Here is a 23,516-nt window from a genome sequence, read left to right as displayed (position 1 = left end):
TGACGGATGCCGATCTGAAAAAGCTGACTCAGTTTCCCGGCCTTAATGAGATTGATCTGTCGTATACCAAGATCACAGATCTGGGGCTCGAACAGATCGCACCGCTTGAAAATGTCAGGGTGCTGAATCTGTATTACGCCGAGTACGTGACGGACGTCGGCATCGCGCACGTCAAGAACTGGCAGCACCTGGAATATCTCAACGTGCGCGGCACAAAAGTCACCAGTTCCGTCTTTGAACTCATTGCCAACATGACAACGCTGCGGTTCCTGGATGTCGGACACAGTCGGGTCAGCGACGAATTGTTCGAAACCCTGGTGAACCTGGAAAACCTGGAACATTTTTCGTTCGGCGGCAACAAGATGAGCGGTGTCTGCCTGCCGCTGCTGAAGTCACTGCCGAGTTTGCGGGAACTGGACGTGGCCGGAGAACAGCGCACGGACTCCGGACTCTGGAGCCTTGCGTTGTCAGATTTCAACGTCGATGCCATCGCCGAACTCGATCAGCTTCGCGTGCTGAATGTCAGCCATACGGCTCTGACCGATCGCGGCATCGCCGAGCTGGCTCGGCTAAAGGACCTCGAAGTGCTCGACCTGAGCGGCACGTCCGTCACGGCGGAGGGAATCGCGACACTGGCAGCCCTTCCGCGATTGCGGCACCTGAAGCTGTGGCAGGCGGAAGGGATCAACGACGCGGCGGTCACCGAGCTTCTGCGGATGGAGCACCTGGAGGTGCTGGAACTTCAGGAAACGAACATCACGGACGCCGGGCTGGCGGAATTGTCGAAGAAGACGAATCTTCGCCAGCTATTCGTCGGAGGCACGCAGATCACGTCGAAACAGCTTCAGGCAACGCGCGAAGCACTGCCGGAATGCGCGATCAGTTGGTGGGAAAAGCCGGAAATCGAATACCCCCAGCGCCGACGAAGACGGTAAGTACCTTGCCCTGGTTTCCTGTTCAATGATCTGATCACGTCTGTGGTAGGTGCCAATGATCTTCCTTTTCCCGCCTCGGCGATCGAAGATGGTCAAGCCCTCCCAAATCCCATCAATTCCGTTATACGAGAAGTCGACGTCGTCGAGATTCTCCGGGTTTACCTTGTCCCACTCGAAACTGTACAGGGCAGTGCGTTTGGTGCCATCGCGAAATAGATCCTCCGTCGCCATGGAAACGGGAACGTACACTCCCTGCACCTGCTGCCATTCCGCTTTCGCCAATGACCGGCGGTACGGCAGTGCTTCGCCTTTATCATCCAGAGTAACAGTCTCCATCTGGCTACATGTGTAATCCATTTTCGGCCTGATTCTGAAAGTGCGGCGCTGGCTTGGCGTGGAAAACACAAGCTCAATGTCACCTGCCTTCGTTCTCATCGTCTTGACACTCACTTCACCACGTAGTGGAAACTCAAAGATCTCGCGGAGAGATTTTCCGGATTCGATTTCTCTACCGATGGCGGCACCCGCCCAGTCAGGGTTCAGCGGTATTGAAAAAGGACCAACGGAGGGAGTTTCAGGATCACGTAGGTCGATATTTGATGTCGCGTGGTCCTTCTGATCGCGGTTGCCGATCGCGTGCCACTCCACCATGTAGCTCGCGTTGCGAGCGAGGCCGGCACGATAAGCACGCAGGCGTGCGCCAAGGTTATGAATCCTGTTCTTCAATTCTTCAATCGTATCTGGTAACGGCTCCGCCGCCGCCATTACAACAAGTTGCTCCATTCCATTGCAATTATAGACCACCCGGTTAGTTGCCGAATCAAAGACGCAGTGAAGTTCCCTGACTGAAACTCTCTCATTACCTCCTTCAGCGATTGTCCGCTGCACGACTGCGGCATGGAAGACGCCGCTTTGGAGTGCTGCCCGCGATTTCAGAACTGACTCAATCACCGCCAGCGGGTCGGTGTCTTGTGCCTGCGCAGGATTAACAGGCGCCACACCAGCCGCAAGAAAGCAGAAGGCCAGCACGCAGAACGCTGAGCCGTTTGGTCTGAAAATCTGTGGATTCATCAGGTTTGCTCCTGGCGCGTGAATTCTGTCGCAATGAGAATCGAACCTGACTGCGCGGACGTCAATCGCAGGTGAAGCCAGCAGCAATTGGTCGCATCGCGGTCACACGACGGACGTCAGCTTCTTGTCGGCGGTTGGGAACTTTCCGATCTGCGCACCGACGATTTCTTCGGCCAGGGTCAGGTACAGGTCGCCGACGGTACCGGCAACGCGAGTATGGCAGCCGGTTTTCATGCCGCCCGCATGGCCCGCGGCGATCATTGCCAGACCGGCATTCTTGTGAGGATTCGCTTCCGCGTGTTCGTGTACGAACAGCGCACACGTGTTATCCAGCAGAGTACCATTGCCTTCGGGAATGGACTTCAGCTTTCCCAGCAGATAAGCAAACTCCTCAACATGCCAGCGGCAGATGTCGCGCATGATGCGCTGGCCTTCCGGTGTTTCCACGCGACCGTGTGTATAGCCGTGATGGCGGTCATACGTGTAGCCCAGCCACGGAAATCGCGAAAGGCCCTGGCACTTGGTCAGCATGTAGGACGCCACGCGAGTCTGCCGCGACGCCAGTGCGTGAACCAGCAGATCCGTCTGAAGTTTGGCGATCCGCGGCCAGTCCTTCAGGTCGCCGCCTTCCGCCGGACGTTCAACAACCTGCGAATATTCCGGCGGCAGACTGGCGACGGAACGTTCCAGACTGCGAACGGAGGCCAGGTATTCTTCCAGCCGGTGCTGGTCGCTGTAGCCCAGCTTATTTTTCAGCGACGTCGCGTCGTCACGAACGGCGTCCAAAATGCTTTTCTTGCGTTCGATCCAGTGCATTTCCTTCGACCCGAACAGACTGTCGAAGAGCCGGTGCGGGATCATTTCCGGGGGCAGCGGGCGATCGCGTGCCGCCCAGCTCATGTTGCGCTGCACGCTTTCGCCGAAGGATTCCTGACAGACTCCGACCTGCAGCGAGCGGAAGCGGCTTTCCCGGCCGATCTTTTCGGCAATGACCTGATCGATTGAAGCGCCGCCGGCACCGCGTCCGGAAAACGGTTCGCACGAGACCAGACCGCTCATCGATTTATGATGCCCGTTGCCCGGGCCGGGCGAACGCGCGGCGGAGTTATCCACGCCGCTCAGCACGTGAATGTCGTCGCGGAACCTGGCCAGCGGCTGCAGGCACGGCGTGATCTCAAAGTCGTGACCGTCCTGCCGCGGGATCCAGTACTTTTCGATGATACCGTTGCCGTTGAACCACAGGACGAATCGCGTTTCAATCGGAGCCGCCGCCGCGTCTCTGGCCGCTGCGTACGCTGTTCCGTTCGAATTGAACAGCGCCTCCAATGCCGGCAGGCCGACACTGATCGACGCTCCTCCCAGTCCGATGCCTCGAAGAAACGTGCGGCGAGACAGGTCTTTGCGCGACAGAATCATTGGCGGGAACCCTTCTGAAGGAACAAATCGGAAGTAACCACAGCGACAATCAGTTCGCGAAACCGGAACCCGGATTCGCGAAACCGGCGCAGGACGTCGTCAATGACGGGCTGATCACTGACGGTTTCCTGTCGACCAAAAGTATAACGAAAGAACTGTTTCACGATACATCTTTGGCAGCTTTCACTGTTGGCCAGCAGACGGCCGAGTTCCTTTGGCGTGTTGAATTCGGAGTTTTCCATTCCCTGGATATAGGCGGTCGTATCGATATCAAGTTCCAGAGTTTTCTGTTCCCTGCGTTCCCCATAACCGCCGCCGAACTGCAGCGACATTTTTTCCGAAAAGGCTCCGATGGCATCGTACTGTTCCAGTCCCAGCCCGATCGGATCAATCAGGCGGTGGCAACTGGCGCAGGCTTCACTGTTCAGATGCAGGTCCAGCCGCTGACGATTGGTCATCGGCATGTCCTCCGTCACAGTCGGCAGGATCGCATTAACGCCCGGCGGAGGAGCGGGAACTTCGTGCCCGAGAAAATGGTTGCGGACGAACACACCGCGTTCGGTTGGTGACGTTTCCGCCGGCTTGCTGGTCACTGCCAGAAACGAAGCCTGCCCCAGCACTCCGGCTCGCCCGGAATCCGCCGGATACGAAACACGAGCGTATTCCTCGGCGGGCGCCGGAAGATCGTAAATGCGGGCCAGATCGGAACTCAGGAAGGTGTAGTCCGCGGTGAAGAATTCCATGAAGTTCTGGTCATTCCAGACCAGATAATTAAACAGCAGTCGGGTCTCCTCCACCATCGCGGCGGCCAGTTCCGGGTTGAAATCGCGAAACCGGCGACGGTCGCGCGTCGCGTTCAGGACGCGGTCGAAGCGCATCCACTGCGACAGGAACTCATCCAGAGAATTCTTCGCGCGGGAATCGTCCAGCATGCGCCGCACGACCGCTTCGATCTGATCGACGCTGGAAAGTTCGCTGTTCGCGGCTGCCTGGAACAGGTCGTCGTCGGGCATTGTGTCCCAGATCAGATACGACAGGCGACACGCGATTCCGTATTGCTCAAAGAGTTCGCCGGGACCGTGTTCAATGCGAAACAGAAAGTGGGGCGACTGCAGCATCGTCTCGACGACGATCTTCGCGCCGGCGAGTTCGTCGCCCGCGTCCTGAGCCTCGCGTTCGAACAGGCCAGCGTACAGTTCGACTTCGCTGTCAGAAATCGGCCGTCGAAACGCCTTCAACCCGAATTGCCGCACAAACTGAGCCGCGCGTTCAGCAGGTGTGGACGATTCTTCCTTCGCGGGCAGCAGGTTGCGGTGATCGCCGCCTCGAAATGCGGCCAGGGCCAGCCGTTCGGCGGCTTTGCTGTACGCCTCCGCCTGCAGCGGAGAAATCCCCTGGCCTTCCACCTGGTTCCGAAAGCCATGAATGAAGTCTTCTTTGGGGAAATTTCCGGACGGCTGAGTGCGGTCACCCAGCAGGTCCTGGACGGTATGGTTGTACTGGCTGTGAGTGAGCCGGCGCATCGTCAGCGGCTGCAGCGTGAATTGTTCGGCCTTCGCGATTTTTTCCCGAGCGACACGGCGCTGGTCGTCCGTCAGGTTCGCCAGGTAGTCAATCCAGCTCAGCAGAATTTGCTCTTCGTCGCTGTCCGGTTTGATGCGAACGCCGCCGGTGTGTTCCTCACGGTTCGTGGGTTTCAGAAACAACAGCGACTGCCGCGGATCGGTGCGGTCCACAAAGTCCATCAGCTTCAGCCCGAAGGCTTCGACCTGTTCGGGCGTCGCGAATTCGCCGGGAAAACTCAATTCCGTTTCCGAACCGACGCCGTTGTCGTTGTGACACAGATTGCATTGCACCGTCTTCATCACGGGATACAGCCTGCGGACGAAGAACGATTCGTCGCGAGCGGATTCGGCGGCGGTCACGGGCAACGCCGCGACAGACAAAAAAAGTCCGGCAATCACAGAACGTGCAGAGTGGGTTCCGGGCATGGGTCGGATTCCAGTAGCTTCAACGGAACAACCGCGGACGAAAAGCGGCTGTGTTCGGCGGAAGGCAGAATTCAGGCAGGCAGGAACGCGGACGCGATCGACGATCGACGGGTGCATGATACCACCGGACATCGCGCGGGCAAAACGGCAGCGAGCCCGCAATTTCCGATCGGCTTTGACACCACAGTTTTCAACGGGAAGATGGTCGGGCTCTTTATACCCCGAGCGGGGTAAATTGAGGTATTCTGGCTCGCGGCATGAAGAAGTGCGAAAAGTATCAGCGTTCGCCGCGGCCAGTATAGATCCGCCTTTTTCCGACGGAGTCACACTCATGTCCCACCGCGCTGCGACATTCCGCTGGCTCACTGCGGCCTGCCTCAGTCTCATGTTCGTTCTGTCGTCGACGATAGCCACCGGTCAGGACAACTGGCCCCGGTTTCGGGGAGCCAATGCGGACGGTGTTGCTCCTGATAACGAAGGGCTGCCGCTGACGTGGTCTGCCAGCGAGAATGTCCGGTGGGTCGCCGATGTTCCCGGCTTTGGCTGGTCGTGTCCCGTCGTGTGGGGCGATCGCGTTTTCGTCACAACTGTGGTGGCTGACGAAGCCGGTGAAGGACCAAAGAAGGGGCTTTATCTGGGTCAGGGAGTCCGGGAACCGGCAAAAGGCATTCATCACTGGCTGGTGTATTGTTTCGATCTGAACAGCGGAAACGAACTGTGGAAGCACGAAGCTCACACCGGCGAACCGCTCGTGCCCCGGCACCCGAAAAGCACGTATGCCGCGGAGACTCCGGCGACCGACGGCGAACGGCTGTATGTGCTGTTCGGAGATCTGGGACTTTACTGCTACGACCTGAGCGGCACGCCACTGTGGTCGCAGCCGATCGAACCAAGAAAGACGTTCTTCGACTACGGAGCGGCGTCATCGCCGGTCGTTCACGACGGACGCGTGTTCGTGGTCTACGACAACCAGGAGGAATCGTGGATCGCTGCATTTGGTGCGAAGTCCGGCGAACGCATCTGGCGCACTTCGCGCGACGAAACGCATTCCTGGGCCACGCCGTTTGTCTGGCAGAATTCACTTCGAACGGAGATCGTCGTCAATGGGAAAAACCGCAACCGCAGCTATTCGCTGGACGGTGACGTCTTGTGGGAATTCGATGGCAGGATGTCAAACCTTGTAATTCCGTCTCCGTTCGCGGCACACGGTCTGTGTTACATCGCCGCCGGCTACGTCGGCGACCAGCATCGACCGACGTTCGCCGTCAGGCCCGGAGCCAGCGGCGATCTGAAGCCCGACGAGAATTTTTCCAACAGCGAATTCATCGCCTGGTATCAGCCTCAGGCGTCGTCCTACAACCCGTCGCACATCGTCTACGGCGATTACCTTTACACGCTGTACGATCAGGGGTTTCTGACCTGTCACAACGCAAAATCGGGCGAAGAGATCTACGGGAAGTCGCGATTTACGCCGGGCGGTTCGTTTACAGCTTCGCCGTTCGCCTACAACGGGCATTTGTTCTGTCTGAACGAAGACGGTCTGACGTACGTGGTGAAGGCCGGACCGGAATTCGAAATCGTCGGACGAAACGACCTGGGTGAACTGTCGCTGTCCAGTCCGGCCATCGCCGGCGACAAGCTGCTGATCCGCACGGCTTCAAAATTGTACTGCCTGACGGGTTCGTCGAATTGACGATGGCGGCGACCGGTCAGTGATTTGACCCGCACAGTGCTGTCGCTGTCTCAAGACCAATCGCCGGTCCGCGATTTCGTTCCGGAAATGCGACCGACTGCGGCCTGAGATGACACGCCCCGGTCTTGCATGCGCCGGAATTTCCAGGAAAGCGTGTCGCATTTTCGGCGAGGTGGCGAGCTATTGACGTCGGCCGCTGCACTTTCGCAGCCCGACCGCTCGCACCACGATTCCGGGAAGGGACCGCAGCATGGCTACGAAATACGACACGAATATCACGATCGATGGTTCCATCAGCAACGCTCAGAGCGCCGCACCGCCGATGCCGTCCTCGTTCACGCTCAGCCTGCCGGCATCCTGGGACGCTGCGAAGTACGAAAAAGTCATCGTGGCGAATCTCGATTCACTGCGAAAATCCGTGGCGGCGAACGCGGTGCTGAAGCAACTGAAGCGACAACTGACGATTCGTCCGTGGATCTGGACGCCCGCCAACGCCGCTGCGATCCCGACGAATCTGGCCGACGCCGTCGACGATGACGACAACACCTGCGGCGTCGCGGGTACCGGACACGGATCAGATTCCACCGTCTGGATTACGCCGAAAAACCGCAAGATTCCGGATGCCACGCTGCTGCACGAAAGCGTTCACGCCTTTCGACACATGGAGGGTGCGAAGACCTGCCGCAAGTATGAGGCGAAGTTCGACAAGGAAGAAGAGTACTTTGCCATTCTGATTACGAATGTATTCATGTCGGAAAAGAAGCGCAAGCTGATTCGCATCGATCACCGAGGCAATTCCTGGGTCGACAACAAGTCTCCGTGGGACCAGTTTCGCGTTGATCCGTTTCTGATCATGTCGTTTGAAATGCAGCATTCGTCGCTGTCGCTGGCGGTGGGCAAGGCGAAGGAAGCGGAGTTCAATCCGTTCAGCCCTCACTTCGCCGACCGCATGCGAGTCCGCTGACGATGCTCTTGCGGGCCGCTACGTGATCTTACGGTCCAGCGGCCAGTTTTCAGAAAGGCATACCTTCGGTGTGGCCCACGCGAAGCACTTGATCAGTGTCAGCAGCATTCGCGACCCAAACGGCGGACGTCCCGTTTCGACAACACCTTTCAAAGTCCTGACGATAAACGATCCGCCCTGGGCCATCTGCTTTTCCGTTTTAGTTCCCTTCGGAATTTCTTCCGAAATCAGAGTGTATTCCGTGCCGCCTTCGATCTCCTTCAGAACGTGCGTCACTTTGCAGACCGGATCGTCGAAGTTGGTGAACTTAAACGTCATCGAGTACCGATACGGCGGGTCGAGTTCCAGAACTTCGCCGACAACGCCGGTGTACTTTCCGTCCGGTGATCTCATCCTGACCGGCGCGCCGGGAGCCAGCGATGTTGTGTGAAGCACGCTGTTGAAGAAAAACGGCTGCAGTTCGCCGGATTTCGTCAGTGTGTCCCAGACCTTCTGAATCGGAGCGTTAATGACGATTCGATTCACCAGCTTTGTCGTTTCAGCCTTCGTCGTTTCAGCCATTGGCGGCATTGCCTTTCTGTTTCTGTTGCTGCTCTGACTTGAATTTCAGATCCGTCACCTGGCTTGCCCAGAACGAGCTGTACTCCGTCGTCCAGCGGTCGTAGATCATCTGTATCGGAGCTGCGTTGAAATACAGTTCCCGCGAACGACCGTGCTTTTCGGACAGAATCAACCGGGCCGCTTCCAGCACGTTCAGATGCTTCATCACCGCAATGCGGCTGACGTCGAAATACTTGCATACGTCATTCACATTGCAGCCGGGCATTCCCTTCACCAGATCCAGAATCCTTCGCCGGGAAGCGTTCGACAGTGCCTGGAACACAGCATCCATTGAGTCCGGTTTCATAAGTAACTGATAGGTTACATGTCGGCCGGGCCGCGTGCAAGCGCAGACGGTGCAATTCCGCAGTCGTCTCCGGTAGAATCGCGCGCCGTCAGGCAATTGTGTCACCATGACCGCAGGCTGTATTGGCGGAAAGTGTCCGGCAGTGCTTCAACCAGACCCGTCAGTGCGACATCGGCGGAAACGTCGCCGGTGGTCGAAGAGCTGCGCGCCAGGATGCAGCAGTGCTGGGGCTACGATTCCTTCCGGCCTCTGCAGCGGGAAGCGATGCTGGCGGCGATGGAAGGCCGCGATTCCGTGGTCGTGCTGCCCACGGGCGGAGGAAAGTCGCTGTGCTATCAGCTTCCGGCGGTCTGCCGTGACGGCATGGCCATCGTTGTCAGTCCGCTGATCGCTCTGATGAAGGATCAGGTGGACGCTCTGACTCAGAATGGCATCCCGGCCGCGTTCATCAACAGCAGCCTGAGCACCGCGCAGAGAATGGCGGTCGCCGATCGTGTGCGAAACCGCGAAATCAAGCTGTTGTTCGCAGCGCCTGAACGTCTGGTGCAGGATCGAACCATTCGATTTCTCCAGGACACCGCGATCAGTTTCATCGCGATTGACGAAGCGCACTGCATCAGTCAGTGGGGGCACGACTTTCGACCGGAGTACCGCCAGTTAAATTGCCTGCGAACCGCGTTTCCGCAGGCATCGCTGCATGCGCTGACGGCGACGGCCACGGAAAAAGTGCGAGCCGACATTGCCGGCCAGCTCGGACTGGCGGATCCGGAAATCCTGGTGGGATCGTTCGATCGTCCCAACCTGCTGTACCGCATCGAACGCCGCACCGACGTGATGATTCAGATTCGCGAAGTTATCGATCGCCATCCGAACGAATCCGGAATCATCTACTGCATCAGCCGCGCCAGTGTGGAAAGCACCAGCGCGACTCTGAACAGCCTGGGGTACCGGACGCTGCCGTATCACGCCGGCCTGGAAGCGGACGAGCGCCGGAAGCACCAGGAAGCGTTCATCGACGAACAGGTCGACATCATCGTGGCCACGGTGGCGTTCGGCATGGGTATCGACAAGAGCAATGTTCGCTATGTGATTCACGCCGAGATGCCGCGCAACATCGAAGCCTATCAGCAGGAAAGCGGCCGCGCGGGCCGCGACGGCCTGGAAGCCGAATGCTGTCTGTTCTATTCGGGCCGCGACGGCAAGACGTGGGAGTTTCTGATCAACCAGTCCGAAGACGCAGGCAATCGCGCCAGGTCGCTCGCCGCCCTGGCTCAGATGGATTCGTTTTGTGCCAGCGCGAAGTGCCGACACCGGCAGCTCGTACGCCATTTCGGCCAGGATCTGGAATCAGAAAACTGCGGCGCCTGTGACGTGTGTCTGAGGGAAATCGAACCGATCGAAGATCCGCTTGTCGTGGCCCAGAAGATCCTGTCCAGCGTGTTCCGCCAGGAGCAGCGATTCGGTGCCGACTACACGGCCCAGGTGTTGCGCGGGTCGCGCAATAAGAAAGTGCTGAGCAACGGTCATGATCGGCTGAGCACGTATGGTTTGTTGCGGGACGAATCCGACCAGCATGTTCGGGGCTGGATCGATCAGCTTGTGGCGCACGGCTACCTGGTTCGCTCCGGGGAATATTCCGTGCTGACGATCTCCGATGCGGGCTGGCAGGTTTTGAAGGGCCGGCACACTCCCCAGTTGACCCGTCCGCGTCGCCGCGTCGCAGCGTCCTCGGAATCGGATAAATGGGTCGGCGTCAATCGCGAACTGTTCGAAGACCTGCGACGAATTCGCCAGGAAGTCGCCGCGGATCGCGGAGTGCCGCCCTACGTCATCTTCGGTGACGTGACGCTGCGGGAACTGGCAAGACTGCGTCCGACGGACCCGAACCGACTGCTGCAGATCTACGGAATCGGCGAACGCAAGAAGCGGGAATTCGGCGCGATGCTGATCGATCGAATTGCCGACTGGTGCCGGCGGAACGGTGTGGACACGGATGTCATGGCATCTCGCGCGTCCGCGCCGCAGATTCGTCCCAAGCCCGCACGAATATCGGCGGCGTCGGGACAGTACTTCGAACTTTTCGATTCCGGCCTTGGAATCGACGAAGTGGCTCTGCAGTTGGACCGAAGCGTCGGAACTGTCTGCGAGCACCTGGCGTCGTATGTTCACGTCAGGAAGGTCACCGACGCGGCAGCCTGGATCCGCCCGGAAACTGTCGAACGGGTCGAAGCCGTGATCGGCAACATCGGTTGTGAACGGCTAAAGCCGATCTTTGAAGCGCTGAACGAAGAAGTCAGCTACGGAGACATCCGGGTCGTTGTCGCGTGCTTCGAAGTCAGGCACGGCGATTGACCATGCCGCGACTGCTGCTTCCGAACTTCACGTTCGAAGATCAACTGACCGGCCGCTCATCCAGGGAAACTCCGGAAACGAAGCGAGCGGCCGACGAACTTGCGCCTCTGATGGCCCTGCTTGCGGAACCCGGCGATACCGTGATTGTCCGCGACAGCGCAATTCCCGCCGGCTTGCCGGACTGCCTGAATCATGCCCAATTCCGGCCATTGAGTGCCGACATGAACGGCGCCCGGCTGGTGCCGTGGGGCTGGTCGTCTGTGGCGGCGGAACTTGCCGTGTCGCTGGGGGCTGACAAATCGGAATGGCCGCCGATCGACGTGGTCCGGGACGTCAACAGCCGCCGGTTTTCCGCACGGTTTGATGACGTCGCCGGATCTTCCGATGCCGGCGTTCCAGCGCTCGACGGAGGATTCGGAACGCTGTGCAGTGATCGTGACGAATGGCGCCGCGCGGTCAGTGCTCTGGCGGCGTCCGGATACGATCGCTGGGTTGCCAAGCCCGACATCAGTCACGCCGGAAGGAACCGTCTGATCGCCGTTGGACTGGAACTCAATGCACAGCAGCGCGGCTGGCTGGACAAGCACCTGCAGCTTCCTGGCGGCGTCTATGTCGAACCGTGGGTGCGGACCAAGGCGGAGTGCGGACTTCAGTTTGAAATCGGCCGAGATGATTCCATCGACTTTCTGGGAGCGACAGAGCTGCTGAACGATCCGGTCGGTCGCTATCAGGGCAGCATTATTCGTGCTGCCGGCGAAGTGGATTCCCGCTGGATGGCCGCCGTCGAACACGGTCATCGCATCTGCCGGGAAGCTCAGCATGCCGGATACTTCGGGCCGCTGGGAATCGACTGCATGATGTACGAAACGGCCGACGGAGACTCACGGCTGCGGCTGGCGAATGACGTGAACGGCCGGTTCACGATGGGTCGACTTGCGCTGCAACTGCGGACTCTGCTGAAATCCGGCGAAGTGGCCGCGTGGTGGCACAATTCGGGGAGTTCGCCGGTGCAATCGGAAGGATCGCCGGAGTTTTCGTTGTCGCCCTGTGTGGCAAAGAACGTACGAACGGTGCGGACATACCCGCAGAGTATAGGATGTCGCCCGGTTCGCGCGACTTCGATCCTGTACGTCTGCAGCGGCCCGGAGGTTCTGCCGAGTCTGCTTGAACTGCTTCGCCCCGGACCGACGAATTGAACTCAGTTGTACCGCGAGCGGAAAAATGAGGCATTCAGACTCGCGGCAGTAAGATTCCGAAAAGCATCAGCATCCGCCGTGGGCAGTAGAACGTCCCCGGCCGCCATGATTCCGTCCGAACCCAATTCCTCCGTGACCATGCAGAACTCTCCCAATTTCGACATCGTCCGGCCGTGGTCCCCGGAATGGTACGAAGTCCAGAAGTCAAACCTTGGGGAGGCGGCCTGCCGTCACGCCGGCTTCTATCCCATTCCCGACAACATCCGGCTGTCGGTCGTGATCCCGGTCTACAACGAAGAAAAAACGCTGCTGGACCTGGTCGACCGCGTCCGCGAAGTGCCCGTGCGAAAGGAACTGATTCTGGTCGACGACTGCAGCCGCGACAATTCGGCCGCAATCCTGAAACAGCTCGCGGAAGATTCCCGCATGGATGACTTCAATCGCGTGCGAGTCTTCTTCCATGAAGTGAATCAGGGTAAGGGCGCGGCTCTCAGAACCGGCTTCCAAAACGTCGAAGGAGATATCGTCATCATTCAGGACGCCGACCTGGAATACGATCCGTCAGAATATCCGTCGCTGCTGAAGCCCATCATCGAAGGCCGCGCCGACGTGGTTTACGGCAGTCGGTTTCTGGGAGACAAGGCGCACCGCGTCCTTTACTACTGGCACTACGTCGGCAATCGCTTTCTGACAATGCTGTCGAACTGGTTCACGAATCTGAACCTGACTGATATGGAAACCTGCTACAAGGTCTTTCGTGCGGAGGTGATTCGGGAACTCACACCGCGGCTGAAACAGAATCGTTTCGGATTCGAACCGGAAATCACCGCGCGAATTGCCCGACGCCGCTATCGCGTCTTCGAAACGTCGGTCAGCTACTCGGGCCGGACCTACGCGGAAGGCAAAAAGATCGGCTGGAAGGACGGCTTCCAGGCGATCTGGTGCATCGTCCGGTTCGGACTGGCCGACTGAAGTCAGTGCCACGCAATTCGCCGCAGCGCCGGCGCGGATTGGAATTCCTCCGACAGGAATCTACTCTTCCGCAATTCCCGATTCCGCCCGCGCCACCGACCATGCGAACACTGATCGACGAAACTGAAATTCGCGACCGAGTCCGTGAACTGGGCGCGGTGCTCACTGCGGAATACTCCGGCCGGCCGCTGACGATTCTGGGAGTGCTGACCGGCAGTGTTGTCCTGCTGGCCGATCTGATCCGGGCGACATCGGTTCCGCTGCGAGTCGCCATGATTCAGGCATCCAGTTACGGAGGCGCCCGCACGTCGCCGGGACTGCTGACGATCAACAGTTCTCTGGTCCCCGATCTCCGCGGCCGCGATGTCGTCATTCTGGATGACATCTTCGATACCGGAAACACGATGGTCGGCCTCTACGAATCCGTTCGGGAATTCAACCCCGCCAGCGTCAGGTCAGCGGTGCTGCTGTGGAAGACGGCTCGATCCGAAGTAGACATCGAACCGGACTACTTCTGCTTCAAAATTCCCGACGAGTTTGTTGTCGGTTACGGCCTGGACTACAACGACGAGTTCCGTCACCTGCCGTATATCGGTGTCCCCGATCAGGCGGACCTGGACCACGCGAGACGATGCGATCGCTAATGGTCTGCCAAGCGTCATTTTAATGCGTAAACATGTGCAATCGAATGTTCGGGAGGGCGAGGCTCCTGCCGAGCCGCTGCCGCATCGGCGCCCAGTGGAACACGCGGCTCGGCAGGAGCCGCACCCGCGTGGTCATCGCGCGCATGCCACTGCAGCAGCCGTGCTGCCGCCGGCGCCGAATTCGCATTCCGGAGAATTGAGAACCATGCAGCGCTGCACACGAGTCCTGTTCGTTCCGGTCGTCTTCCTGTTTGCGGCGGTCGCGGTGGCCGACGAACGCAAACCCAACGTCATCATGATTCTGGCCGATGATCAGGGCAGCATCGATTTGAACTGTTACGGCGCCACCGATCTGGCGACTCCCGAACTGGATTCTCTGGCGGCGCGCGGAGTCCGGTTCACGCAGTTCTACTCCGCAGCCCCTGTGTGTTCACCGTCGCGAGCCGGCTTTGTCACGGGCTTGTATCCGCAGCGAGCCGGAGTTCCCGGAAACGTTTCGTCTCAACAGGGACAGTCCGGCATGCCTTCGTCCACAAAAACCGTAGCCGAAATCTTCGCGGCCGACGGTTACAGAACCGGTCACGTTGGCAAGTGGCATCTGGGCTATACACCCGACACGATGCCCAACGGCCAGGGATTCGAAACGTCCTTCGGCCACATGGGGGGCTGCATCGATAACTATTCGCACTTCTTCTACTGGAACGGTCCGAACCGGCACGACCTGTGGAAAAACGGGACGGAAATATTTCACGACGGACACTACTTCCCCGACATGATGGCAAACGAAGCAATTCGGTTCATCGAAGACCATCGCGACCAACCCTTCCTGTTGTATTGGGCGCTGAATACGCCGCACTATCCTCTGCAGGGAACGGACAAGTGGCGAACGCACTATGCCGGCCTGGATGCTCCGCGGCGGATGTACGCCGCGTTTGTCTCCACGACGGATGAAGTCGTGGGACGCGTGCTGAAGCGGTTGGAGGAACTCGAGCTGCGAGACCACACGATCGTCGTGTTTCAGTCAGACCACGGTCACAGCACGGAAGAACGCACGTTCGGCGGAGGTGGAAATCCAGGCCCCTACCGCGGCGCGAAATTCAGCCTGTTCGAAGGCGGCATCCGCGTTCCGGCGATTGTCTCCTGGCCAGGAAAATTTCCGGAAGGTGAAGTTCGCGATCAAATGGCGACCGGCTGCGACTGGGTTCCCACGCTGGCAGCACTTTGCGGCGTGGCAGCATCCGGCGTGGAATTCGACGGGAAGGACATTTCTGACGTGATCAGGTCATCGGTTGCACTGTCGCCACACGATGTCTTTCACTGGCAGTCCGGCGGAGGCAGGGACGATCCGCAGTGGGCCGTCCGAAAGGGCCACTGGAAGCTGATCGGCAATCCTCGCGACACAAGCAACCTGGCCGAACTGACAGGTGCGGACAAGAGCCGCTTCCTTGTCAATCTCAGCGAATCCGTGCGCGAGCTGCATAGCGTCGCGGCCGAAAACCCCGCGATCGTCCGCGACCTGGAATCGCTGCATGACGACTGGATTCAAGATGTCAGCGGACAATGAACGCACTGAATTCAGTATGGCTGCGAAGTGGCGACCGCTGGTCCTGGCCATGCTGGTCATCGCTCTGCTGCTGCGAATACTCGCCGCGATCGTCATCGAACGACACGTTCAAGACGCAGGACGGCAGTTTCTGATCGAAGGCGATTCGAACGGTTACTGGATTCTGGCGCAAAAGATCGCCGCCGGCGAAGACTATGAAATCTATACGCCACCGCGGCGAGTCCTGCGGATGCCCGGGTTTCCGCTGCTGCTGGCCGGGTCGATCCGGCTGTTCGGCGACCGCATCTTCGCGGCGAGAATCGTGCTGGCCTTTGTCGGGACCGCCTGCTGCTGGCTGACCTATCTGCTGGGAACGCGGCTGGTGATGAGGCGAGTCGGGTTCTGGGCCGCGCTGTTTGTGGCCGTCAATCCGCTGCACGTCGGCAACAGCGTCATCATTCTGTCCGAAACGTGGTTCACCTTCTGGATGCTGCTCAGCCTGCTGGCGCTGACCGGCTTGCTGCAGGCTGGTCAGGAAGGCTGTTCAATCGTCACCGGAAATGCACTACCGCATTCCCTGGCGGGCAAGACCTGTGCGTGGCGGCTGTGGCTGCGAGCGATCCTGGTCGGAGGATTGATCGGGGCCGCGTCATTGGTGAGGCCGGGGTTCCTGCCGTGGCTGGCGTTCTGTTTCCTGGCCGTGACGATTCTGGTCCGGCGATCATTTCCTGCCCGAGTGGTGATTGCCACCGGCCTGCTGATTGGCTGCGGGCTGGCGATGCTGCCGTGGACACTTCGCAATGTCGCGGTGACCGGCCATTGGGTTGTCACTTCGCTTTGGTCCGGTCCCAGTTTGTACGATGGGCTGAACCCGGAGGCCACCGGCGCCAGCGACATGCAGTTCTTCGATCGCGAAAACGTTCTTTCGAAGATGTCCGAATTCGAAATGAACCGGCACTACAAAGATCGAGCGGTCGATTTCGTCAAAAACCATCTTGGACGTGCCGTGGAACTGGCGTTCGTCAAGGCGGTCCGTTTCCTGAATCCCGTGCCGAATCAACTTAATTCAAACCGCGTAATTCAGGGGCTGTGCATCATCTGGTATGTGGCGTTCCTGCTGTTGTTGGTCGGGGCAGTCTGGTCGAGATTGCTTGACATGGAAGGCTGGGTTGTCGTGCTGGGGCCGTTCCTGCTGTTTCTGCTGGTTCATATGGTCTTCGTTGGCTCAGTCAGGTATCGTCTTCCGGTGGAATTTCCGATGTCGGTGCAGGCGGCCTGCGGTCTGCGCTGGCTGCTGAATCTACGGACACAGGGAACAGAGATGGAGAAGACAGTCAATTAAGGAAGACAGCGAAGCCGGTATTCGGGCTAATCAAACCCACTGGATAACTCATGTCTCCTGCCTGCCCTGATTTCTGCAGACTTCTTATTTGATTATCTCTTCCTGAATCCCGATTCTTTCCCGCTTGCGATTCTTCGGCATGGATGCATGAAGTTCTTCGCGGTCATCAAATGGATGCTGCTGATCGTACTGCTGGCGACGCTTGGAGTCGGCGGCGCGGGGATCTATTTCTGGAATCAGAAGGACTCGCTGGTCGAACAGCAGTTGCTGCAGCGTTTTGAAGCGGCGGCTCCCGAGCTGCGGATGGTGCTGGGAGCGACGCGGCTGTCCGGAACGGAAGCGGTTACTCTGACAAACGTGGAAATCCGCGACCGCCGGACAGATCTGCCGCTGTTCCGCGCAAAGCAGATCATCGTCAACATCGATTCGCATCAGTTGATTGACCATCAGCGAGTCTTCGTTGAAAGCATTCGGTTGGCGTCCGCCGATATTTTGCTTTCCCGAGCTGCTGACGGCCACTGGAACTGGCAGGAATACGAGTTTCATCCGCCGGGTTCCGAAATGCCGGCACTGCCGCTGGTGACGGTCGAGGATCTGCGGGTCCAGTTGAATCTGCAGCACGGCAACGGCATCCCGACCGCACGGTTGCTGCTGACCAGTCCGAAGGTCCAGGCAATTCCGGTGTCTCGCCATGGCTATGACTTGGACGGTGGCGTCGAACTACCAGGTGCCGGCCTGCTGAAATTCGCCGGAGCCTGGGATCTGGCGTCACGCAAATGGACGATCGGCGGCCAGTTGAAAGATGTCACGGCCGACCAGGGATTGATCCGGCTGGCTCAGGCGGCCAACCCCGGCATTGAACAGCAGCTTCAGCAGATCGATGCATCAATGCGCAGTGCACTTCCGGCGACGGCCGGACTGACAGCGCCGGCGCAGACTGCTTCTCGGTCGTCGGCTGCTCTACAGATTGGCACCAGCGAGATCGCACCGCTGTTTCGCGGCATTCTGGACGTCGACTTTGACGTGACCGGTGGCCCGGACATGAGCGTCCCGGAATTTCGGCTGCGGGTGGAAATCCGGGACGGACGCCTGTCATCGGCAGCGTTTCCCGTCACCCTGACCGACGTCAATGCGGTGCTGTACCGAGATAACAGTCACCTGATTTTCCAACTGAAGCAGGCACGAGACGGCGATGCCAGCCTGACCGGCAATTTTGAAATGCAGACGGCTTCCAGCGCCGATCCGCCGGTCGCCCGTTTCGAAATCCTCAATTTTCCCGTGACGATGGAACTGCAGCCGTTTGTCAATCTGCGGACGCAGCGGCTGTTCGACATGTTCCAGCCCGAAATGAAAGTGTCCGCGACCGGCATGCTGCGGCGACTGCCGGATGGTCGATGGAAGCCGGAAGGCGTGAACGCGGAGTTCCGCGAAGGCAGCGTCGTGTATGAAAAGTTTCGCTATCCCGTTTCCGGTCTGACCGGGACCGTCGTTCAGATTCCGGCGAACACCCCGATCCCCGACGGCGCACTGACCACCGTGCGTCCTGACGATGTCCTGATGAAAGTCGAACTCTCCGGCAACGCCGGTTCGCGGCGATTCACGTCCAGAGGCTTATGGAAAAACCCCGGACCGGAAACGGAGTTTCGATTCGGACTGGATGTCGCCGACGTGCCGATCGACGGGCGGTTTCGGGACGCCCTGGACGAAAAGAGCCGCCCCGTGCTGAACGCACTGCGGCTTTCCGGCCAGGTATCGGCCAGCATGGAGTTCTATCGACCGCCCGGACTTGATCGTCACACGTATTCGAAGATTGATGCACGCGTTCATGATGCGTCGATGCGGTTTTCGAAGTTTCCGTATGACATCGATCAGCTTTCCGGCCGAGTGACGTTTGATTCCGCAACCAAACACTGGACGTTTGCGGAACTGTCCGGCCGACATCGCGAAGCGGAATTGTCCGCCTTCGGTGAATTCCGCGGCCTCCCGGCTCCGGGCGTCCTGGATCTGACGGTTCAGGCAAAGAACGGCCGGCTGGACTCGGATCTGTACAACGCCCTTTCCGAACCTCAGCGGCAGATCTGGAAGCTTCTGGATCCTGAAGGTTCGGTCGATCTGACGACGGAAATCCACTGGACCGCTGTGAAGGGTTCGCCGGCCGTTGTTCGATTTCCGGCCGATCAGCCGGTGAGAATCTATAACGCTTTGATTCGACCGAAGCCGTTTCCGTACAGGATGCTGATCGATTCCGCCGTGGCCAGCTTTGATCCCAATGATGCCCGCAATGCCGGAGATCAGTTCTGTGATATTCATTCGCTGAAGGCCACTCACGCGGGCGCTTCGATTTCTGCCAGCGACTGCTGGGCTCGCGTCACTCCTGACGGGCTGTGGCAGATTCATCTGAACAACCTGACGGCCGTCGATCTGCAGCCCGATGACGAACTGCGTGCCGCTCTGCCGGCGTCGTGGCAGAACACAGTCACGCGATTCAGCAAGGCCGGGCGGATATCGATCGAAAACTCAGAACTGGACTTCCAGGGACTGGTCAACGGAACCGGAAATACGACGGCCGCGTGGGACATGAATCTGCGACTGCGCGATTGCGGAATGGACGCGGGCCTGGTCGTCAGCCGAATGTTCGGTCTGGTCACGGCCCACGGTTCCTGGGACGGGCTGCACCTGATGAATCGCGGCGATCTGCGATTCGACAGCGTCGAAGTGCTGGAAATGCCGCTGACCCGGCTGGAAGGTCCATACACGCTGACCGAAGCGGACCTAGTTCTGGGATCGCGGGAGGTCTTCACGTCGGCGAACACCAACACTGTTGCGCGCGACGAGCGGTTGAAGGCTCAGGCGTACGGAGGCGTTGCGTTTTTGGATGCGGTCGTGGATGTTCGCACAGATCGCGGATATCAGTTGTGGCTGGAACTGGAAAACGCCCTGCTGGAATCCTATGCCGCTCGTCACATGCCCGATCAGAAAAACCTGAAGGGTGTTGTGACCGCGTGGCTGCACCTGCGGGGACTCGGCAAGTCTCCGGCCGACGCCACCGGGCGCGGCCAGTTGCAGATCAGTCCTGCCGCGTTGTACGAACTGCCCGTGATGGTGAAGCTGCTGGGAGGACTGGCTCAACTGAACTTCAACGTTCAGGACCGCACGGCCTTTGACTACGCGCTGTTCAGTTTCCGCGTCGCCGACGAGGCGTTTCAGTTTGATCCGATTGATCTGGTCGGCGAATCGCTGGCGCTGCGGGGTCGCGGCAGTGTCGGGTTCGGCGGTGACGTGGTGCTGGATTTCTACTCGAAGCCTACCAGGCCGCGTGCTCCTTCCATCCCGCTTGTCAACCTGCTGACCAGTGGAGCCACGCAATGGGTCAAGGTTGATGTTCGCGGTACCACAAGCCGCCCTCACGTCATCCCCGGCAGCAGCCTGGACGACAGCATGCGTCAGTTTCTGGAGGCGTTTAATCCGCGCACCGGGGGGCCCATTCCCGGACTCGTGATGCCGAACATCTTTCAGCTTCCGATGGCTCCGGCGGCGTGGTCACAACCGCCGCCGCAGCGCAATCGCATTCGATAATGCCCCGATCGGCGGTGCAGCGGACTTTCCATCGCTTGTCGCCGTTATGCTGCCCGCGGCGGACACTGATGCTTTTCGCAACTCATAGGCCTGCGGCCGATGAGAACATACCCTCCCGTTTCAACGGGAGGGTCGAAGTTTGATCGCCGTGCAGGCGATCAAACGAGGGGAGGGCGTCCGAGCAAGGGGAGTTCCCTGTGCGACGCCCTCCCCGCGATCGAACGCCTGAACGGCATTCGATCGGCGACCCTCCCGTTTCAACGGGAGGATGACGCAAATGTCGCTCTGCATTGGTAAATTCTCATCTGCCCATCGCCTTAGTTCAGCAAAACGGAAAAATCAAACACATGGCACGAGCACGAGACTGGCTGAAGTCGACCTTTGACCCGAACAAAGACATTGAGATCAACAAGATCTTCAAGCTGGCCGTCAAACATAAGGCGTCCGACATTCATCTGCAGGTGGACCGCCCGCCCGTCCTGCGAATTCGCGGCAACCTGAAGGAACTGGAAATGCCGCCCATCGCCGAAGGGCAGATGGTGGATCTGACATTTCCGATGATGGACCAGCGCAACCTGGACATCTTTCATCGCGACGGCGGCGCGGACTTTTCCAAGGTCGTGATCTACAAGGATGAACCGTGGCGGTATCGTGTCAACCTGCTGACTCAACTGGGCAAGGTCGGCATGGTGGCTCGCCGGATTGAGCGGTTCATTCCGCCGTTCGACAAGCTGTATCTGCCGCCGATCATGGAACAACTGTGCAAGTTCGATCAGGGCATGGTGCTGCTGGCCGGCGTCACCGGGTCCGGAAAAAGCACGACGATTGCGTCGATGCTGGACTGGATCAATCACAACATGAACAAGCACATCCTGACGATCGAAGACCCGATCGAGTTCATCTACACGTCGGACCAGTGCCTGATTAACCAGCGGGAAATCGGCCAGGACGTAGTCGACTTCCACGTGGCGATGAAACACGCCGTGCGAGAAGACCCGGACATCATGCTGGTGGGCGAAATGCGAGACCGCGAAACCTTCGAAACCGCCATTCACGCCGCGGAAACCGGCCACCTGGTGTTCGGAACGATTCACGCGTCCAGCGCACCCGGCACAATTCCCCGTATCATCGACCTGTTCCCCGCCGACATGCACGCGGCGATCCGCGCGGCGATCGGAATGAGCATGAAGGCAATCGTCGGCCAGAAACTGCTGAAGACAATCGTCGACGAACCCGGCCGTGTGCCGATCGTCGAAATCATGACGTTCAACCCGACCGTGCGCAAGCTGGTTATGGAAAACGAAGACGAAAAGCTGCCCGCCGCGATTCGCATCGGCAGAGACGAAGGCATGCAGTTGTTCAATGACAGCCTGTACGACTTCGTAACGCGGGAATTCATCAGCCGCGAAACAGCGTTCGAAGTATCACCCAACGTCGAAGAACTGAAGATGAAGCTCAAGGGCATCGAAGTGAAGGGACCGTCGATTCTGTAACACGGGCCGATCCTGCTTCAAAGCCATCCTTCCAACCCGCGCCGGGCGACGAACATGCCAAATTCCTCCGCGTGGCTTTACTGGGCACTTCTGTCCGCGGTGTTCGCCGCGCTGACGGCGATCTTTGCGAAAGTCGGCCTGCAGGATGTCGACTCCGACATGGCCACGCTGGTGCGAACGGTGATTATCATCGCCGTGCTGGGATTGTTTGTCGCGATCACGGGGAAGTGGAGCAACCCGCTGCTGCTGCCGCGGAAGACGTGGGTGTTCCTGAGTCTGTCCGGATTGGCAACGGGAGCCTCCTGGGTCTGCTACTTTCGCGCGCTTCAGATCGGCGACGCGTCGCGAGTGGCTCCCGTCGACAAGCTCAGTCTGGTGCTGGTTGCCGTATTCGCCTTCGTGTTTCTGGGCGAACGGCTGTCCCTTCGCGAATGGACGGGCGTCGGACTTGTCGCGGCCGGTGTGCTGATGCTGGCCGCCAAACGCTGACGCGCGGGACTCGTCCGTGTGCCGCCCATCCGCTCCGCAGACAACGTCGCGAGATCTCCACACGCACGCGCGGGACGCTGAACGGACCGCCGCGCGGTTTCCGTTCCGGTGATGGTCGGCTATTCTGGGGCTCCACCGCAACACTGCTGACAGAAACCGAAACACCTGGAAATGACGACTTCCCGCGAAATCGGCCAACTGAAAATCTGTCTGATCAGTCTGCACGGGCTGATTCGTGCCACGGAGCCGGAGCTGGGGCGCGACGCGGATACGGGCGGCCAGGTGATTTATGTTCTGGAACTTGCCGCGGAGCTGTCCCGGCACCCGCAGGTTCACAGCGTGGAACTGCTGACGCGGCAGATTATCGATCCGAATATCGACGAACAGTACGCTCAGACCGAAGAACCCATCACGGACAAAGCCAGGCTGGTGCGTATTCCCTTCGGACCGAAGCGCTATCTGAAGAAGGAATCGCTGTGGCCGTTTCTGGAGATGTTCATCGACCAGACGCTGGTGCATTTTCGGCGCCACGGTCTTCCGGATGTCATCCACGGCCACTATGCCGACGCCGGATACGTGGGTGCTCAACTGGCGCGGCTGCTGCACATTCCGTATATCTTCACCGGCCATTCGCTGGGGCGCGTCAAGAAACAGCGGCTGCTGATCGGCCACAAAAACCCGAAGCAGCTCGACAGAAAATATCACTTCCACACCCGTATTGAAGCCGAAGAGACCGCTCTGGAAACGGCCTCACTGGTCGTCACCAGCACCAATCAGGAAGTCGAACAGCAGTACGCGATTTACGATCATTACCAGCCGGATCGCATGGAAGTGATTGCTCCGGCCGTCGACCTGTCCGCCTTCCATCCGCCCGATGAATCCTGGACCGAACCGCCGATCGCACGGGAACTGGCCGCGTTCCTGCGGGATCC

17 protein-coding genes are annotated in these 23,516 nt (G+C 59.1%); 12 read left to right on the top strand and 5 right to left on the bottom strand.

Annotation, left to right across the window (positions count from 1 at the left end; all coding sequences use genetic code 11):
- Window positions 1-806: 806 nt before the first annotated feature.
- From R3C19_26200 to R3C19_26190, 3 genes are all read right to left on the bottom strand, one after another.
- The gene (locus tag R3C19_26200) at window positions 807-2,006 is read right to left on the bottom strand and encodes a hypothetical protein (GenBank protein ID MEZ6063854.1); all 1,200 of its coding nucleotides are present in this window, start codon (window positions 2,004-2,006) and stop codon (window positions 807-809) included.
- Between the two features lie 102 nt (window positions 2,007-2,108).
- Entirely contained in the window at window positions 2,109-3,422 is a 1,314-nt protein-coding gene (locus R3C19_26195; GenBank protein MEZ6063853.1) for a DUF1552 domain-containing protein, read from the bottom strand.
- Entirely contained in the window at window positions 3,419-5,347 is a 1,929-nt protein-coding gene (locus tag R3C19_26190; protein ID MEZ6063852.1) for a DUF1592 domain-containing protein, read from the bottom strand. Before R3C19_26190 ends, R3C19_26195 begins: the two co-directional genes overlap by 4 nt.
- A gap of 397 nt (window positions 5,348-5,744) precedes the next feature.
- On the opposite strand from R3C19_26190, the gene R3C19_26185 reads away from it, so the two are divergent.
- Window positions 5,745-7,106 carry a PQQ-binding-like beta-propeller repeat protein gene (locus R3C19_26185; GenBank protein MEZ6063851.1) on the top strand — a complete coding sequence of 454 codons (1,362 nt, stop codon included), beginning with the start codon at window positions 5,745-5,747 and terminating at the stop codon, window positions 7,104-7,106.
- A gap of 250 nt (window positions 7,107-7,356) precedes the next feature.
- Window positions 7,357-8,070, top strand: a complete 714-nt coding sequence (locus R3C19_26180) for a M91 family zinc metallopeptidase (protein ID MEZ6063850.1) — start codon at window positions 7,357-7,359, stop codon at window positions 8,068-8,070.
- Between the two features lie 18 nt (window positions 8,071-8,088).
- Here the strand turns inward: R3C19_26180 and R3C19_26175 are convergent, their stop codons facing one another.
- Window positions 8,089-8,631, bottom strand: coding sequence for an SRPBCC domain-containing protein (locus tag R3C19_26175; protein MEZ6063849.1), 543 nt, complete (start codon window positions 8,629-8,631; stop codon window positions 8,089-8,091).
- A complete protein-coding gene (locus R3C19_26170; protein MEZ6063848.1) occupies window positions 8,624-8,977 on the bottom strand; it encodes a helix-turn-helix transcriptional regulator in 354 nt (117 codons plus the stop codon). Before R3C19_26170 ends, R3C19_26175 begins: the two co-directional genes overlap by 8 nt.
- A 189-nt stretch (window positions 8,978-9,166) precedes the next feature.
- Between R3C19_26170 and recQ the strand changes: the two genes are divergently transcribed.
- The 10 genes from recQ to R3C19_26120 all read left to right on the top strand — a co-directional run.
- Window positions 9,167-11,329: a DNA helicase RecQ gene (gene recQ, locus R3C19_26165; protein MEZ6063847.1), complete on the top strand. Its 2,163-nt coding sequence runs from the start codon at window positions 9,167-9,169 to the stop codon at window positions 11,327-11,329.
- Between the two features lie 2 nt (window positions 11,330-11,331).
- Window positions 11,332-12,525: a hypothetical protein gene (locus R3C19_26160; GenBank protein ID MEZ6063846.1), complete on the top strand. Its 1,194-nt coding sequence runs from the start codon at window positions 11,332-11,334 to the stop codon at window positions 12,523-12,525.
- 105 nt (window positions 12,526-12,630) lie between these two features.
- Entirely contained in the window at window positions 12,631-13,497 is an 867-nt protein-coding gene (locus R3C19_26155; GenBank protein ID MEZ6063845.1) for a glycosyltransferase family 2 protein, read from the top strand.
- A 101-nt stretch (window positions 13,498-13,598) separates the two neighbouring features.
- Entirely contained in the window at window positions 13,599-14,141 is a 543-nt protein-coding gene (hpt, locus tag R3C19_26150) for a hypoxanthine phosphoribosyltransferase (protein MEZ6063844.1), read from the top strand.
- Between the two features lie 205 nt (window positions 14,142-14,346).
- Window positions 14,347-15,705 carry a sulfatase-like hydrolase/transferase gene (locus tag R3C19_26145; protein MEZ6063843.1) on the top strand — a complete coding sequence of 453 codons (1,359 nt, stop codon included), beginning with the start codon at window positions 14,347-14,349 and terminating at the stop codon, window positions 15,703-15,705.
- On the top strand, window positions 15,671-17,026 hold the full coding sequence (locus tag R3C19_26140) for a glycosyltransferase family 39 protein (GenBank protein MEZ6063842.1): 1,356 nt from the start codon (window positions 15,671-15,673) through the stop codon (window positions 17,024-17,026). The genes R3C19_26145 and R3C19_26140 overlap by 35 nt, the downstream gene beginning before the upstream one ends.
- 147 nt (window positions 17,027-17,173) lie before the next feature.
- A complete protein-coding gene (locus R3C19_26135; protein MEZ6063841.1) occupies window positions 17,174-20,602 on the top strand; it encodes a hypothetical protein in 3,429 nt (1,142 codons plus the stop codon).
- Window positions 20,603-20,949: 347 nt separating this feature from the next.
- Window positions 20,950-22,095 (top strand): PilT/PilU family type 4a pilus ATPase, encoded by a 1,146-nt coding sequence (locus R3C19_26130; GenBank protein MEZ6063840.1) that lies wholly within the window; start codon window positions 20,950-20,952, stop codon window positions 22,093-22,095.
- 54 nt (window positions 22,096-22,149) lie between these two features.
- The gene (locus R3C19_26125; protein ID MEZ6063839.1) at window positions 22,150-22,584 is read left to right on the top strand and encodes an EamA family transporter; all 435 of its coding nucleotides are present in this window, start codon (window positions 22,150-22,152) and stop codon (window positions 22,582-22,584) included.
- A gap of 171 nt (window positions 22,585-22,755) precedes the next feature.
- The coding region (locus R3C19_26120) for a glycosyltransferase (protein MEZ6063838.1) at window positions 22,756-23,516 on the top strand (761 nt) is incomplete at its 3' end.

It is taken from the genome of Planctomycetaceae bacterium (assembly GCA_041398785.1).
GTDB lineage: Bacteria > Planctomycetota > Planctomycetia > Planctomycetales > Planctomycetaceae > JAWKUA01.
Note: the sequence above shows the minus strand (reverse complement) of the source record. Positions and strands in the feature narration are given on the sequence as shown.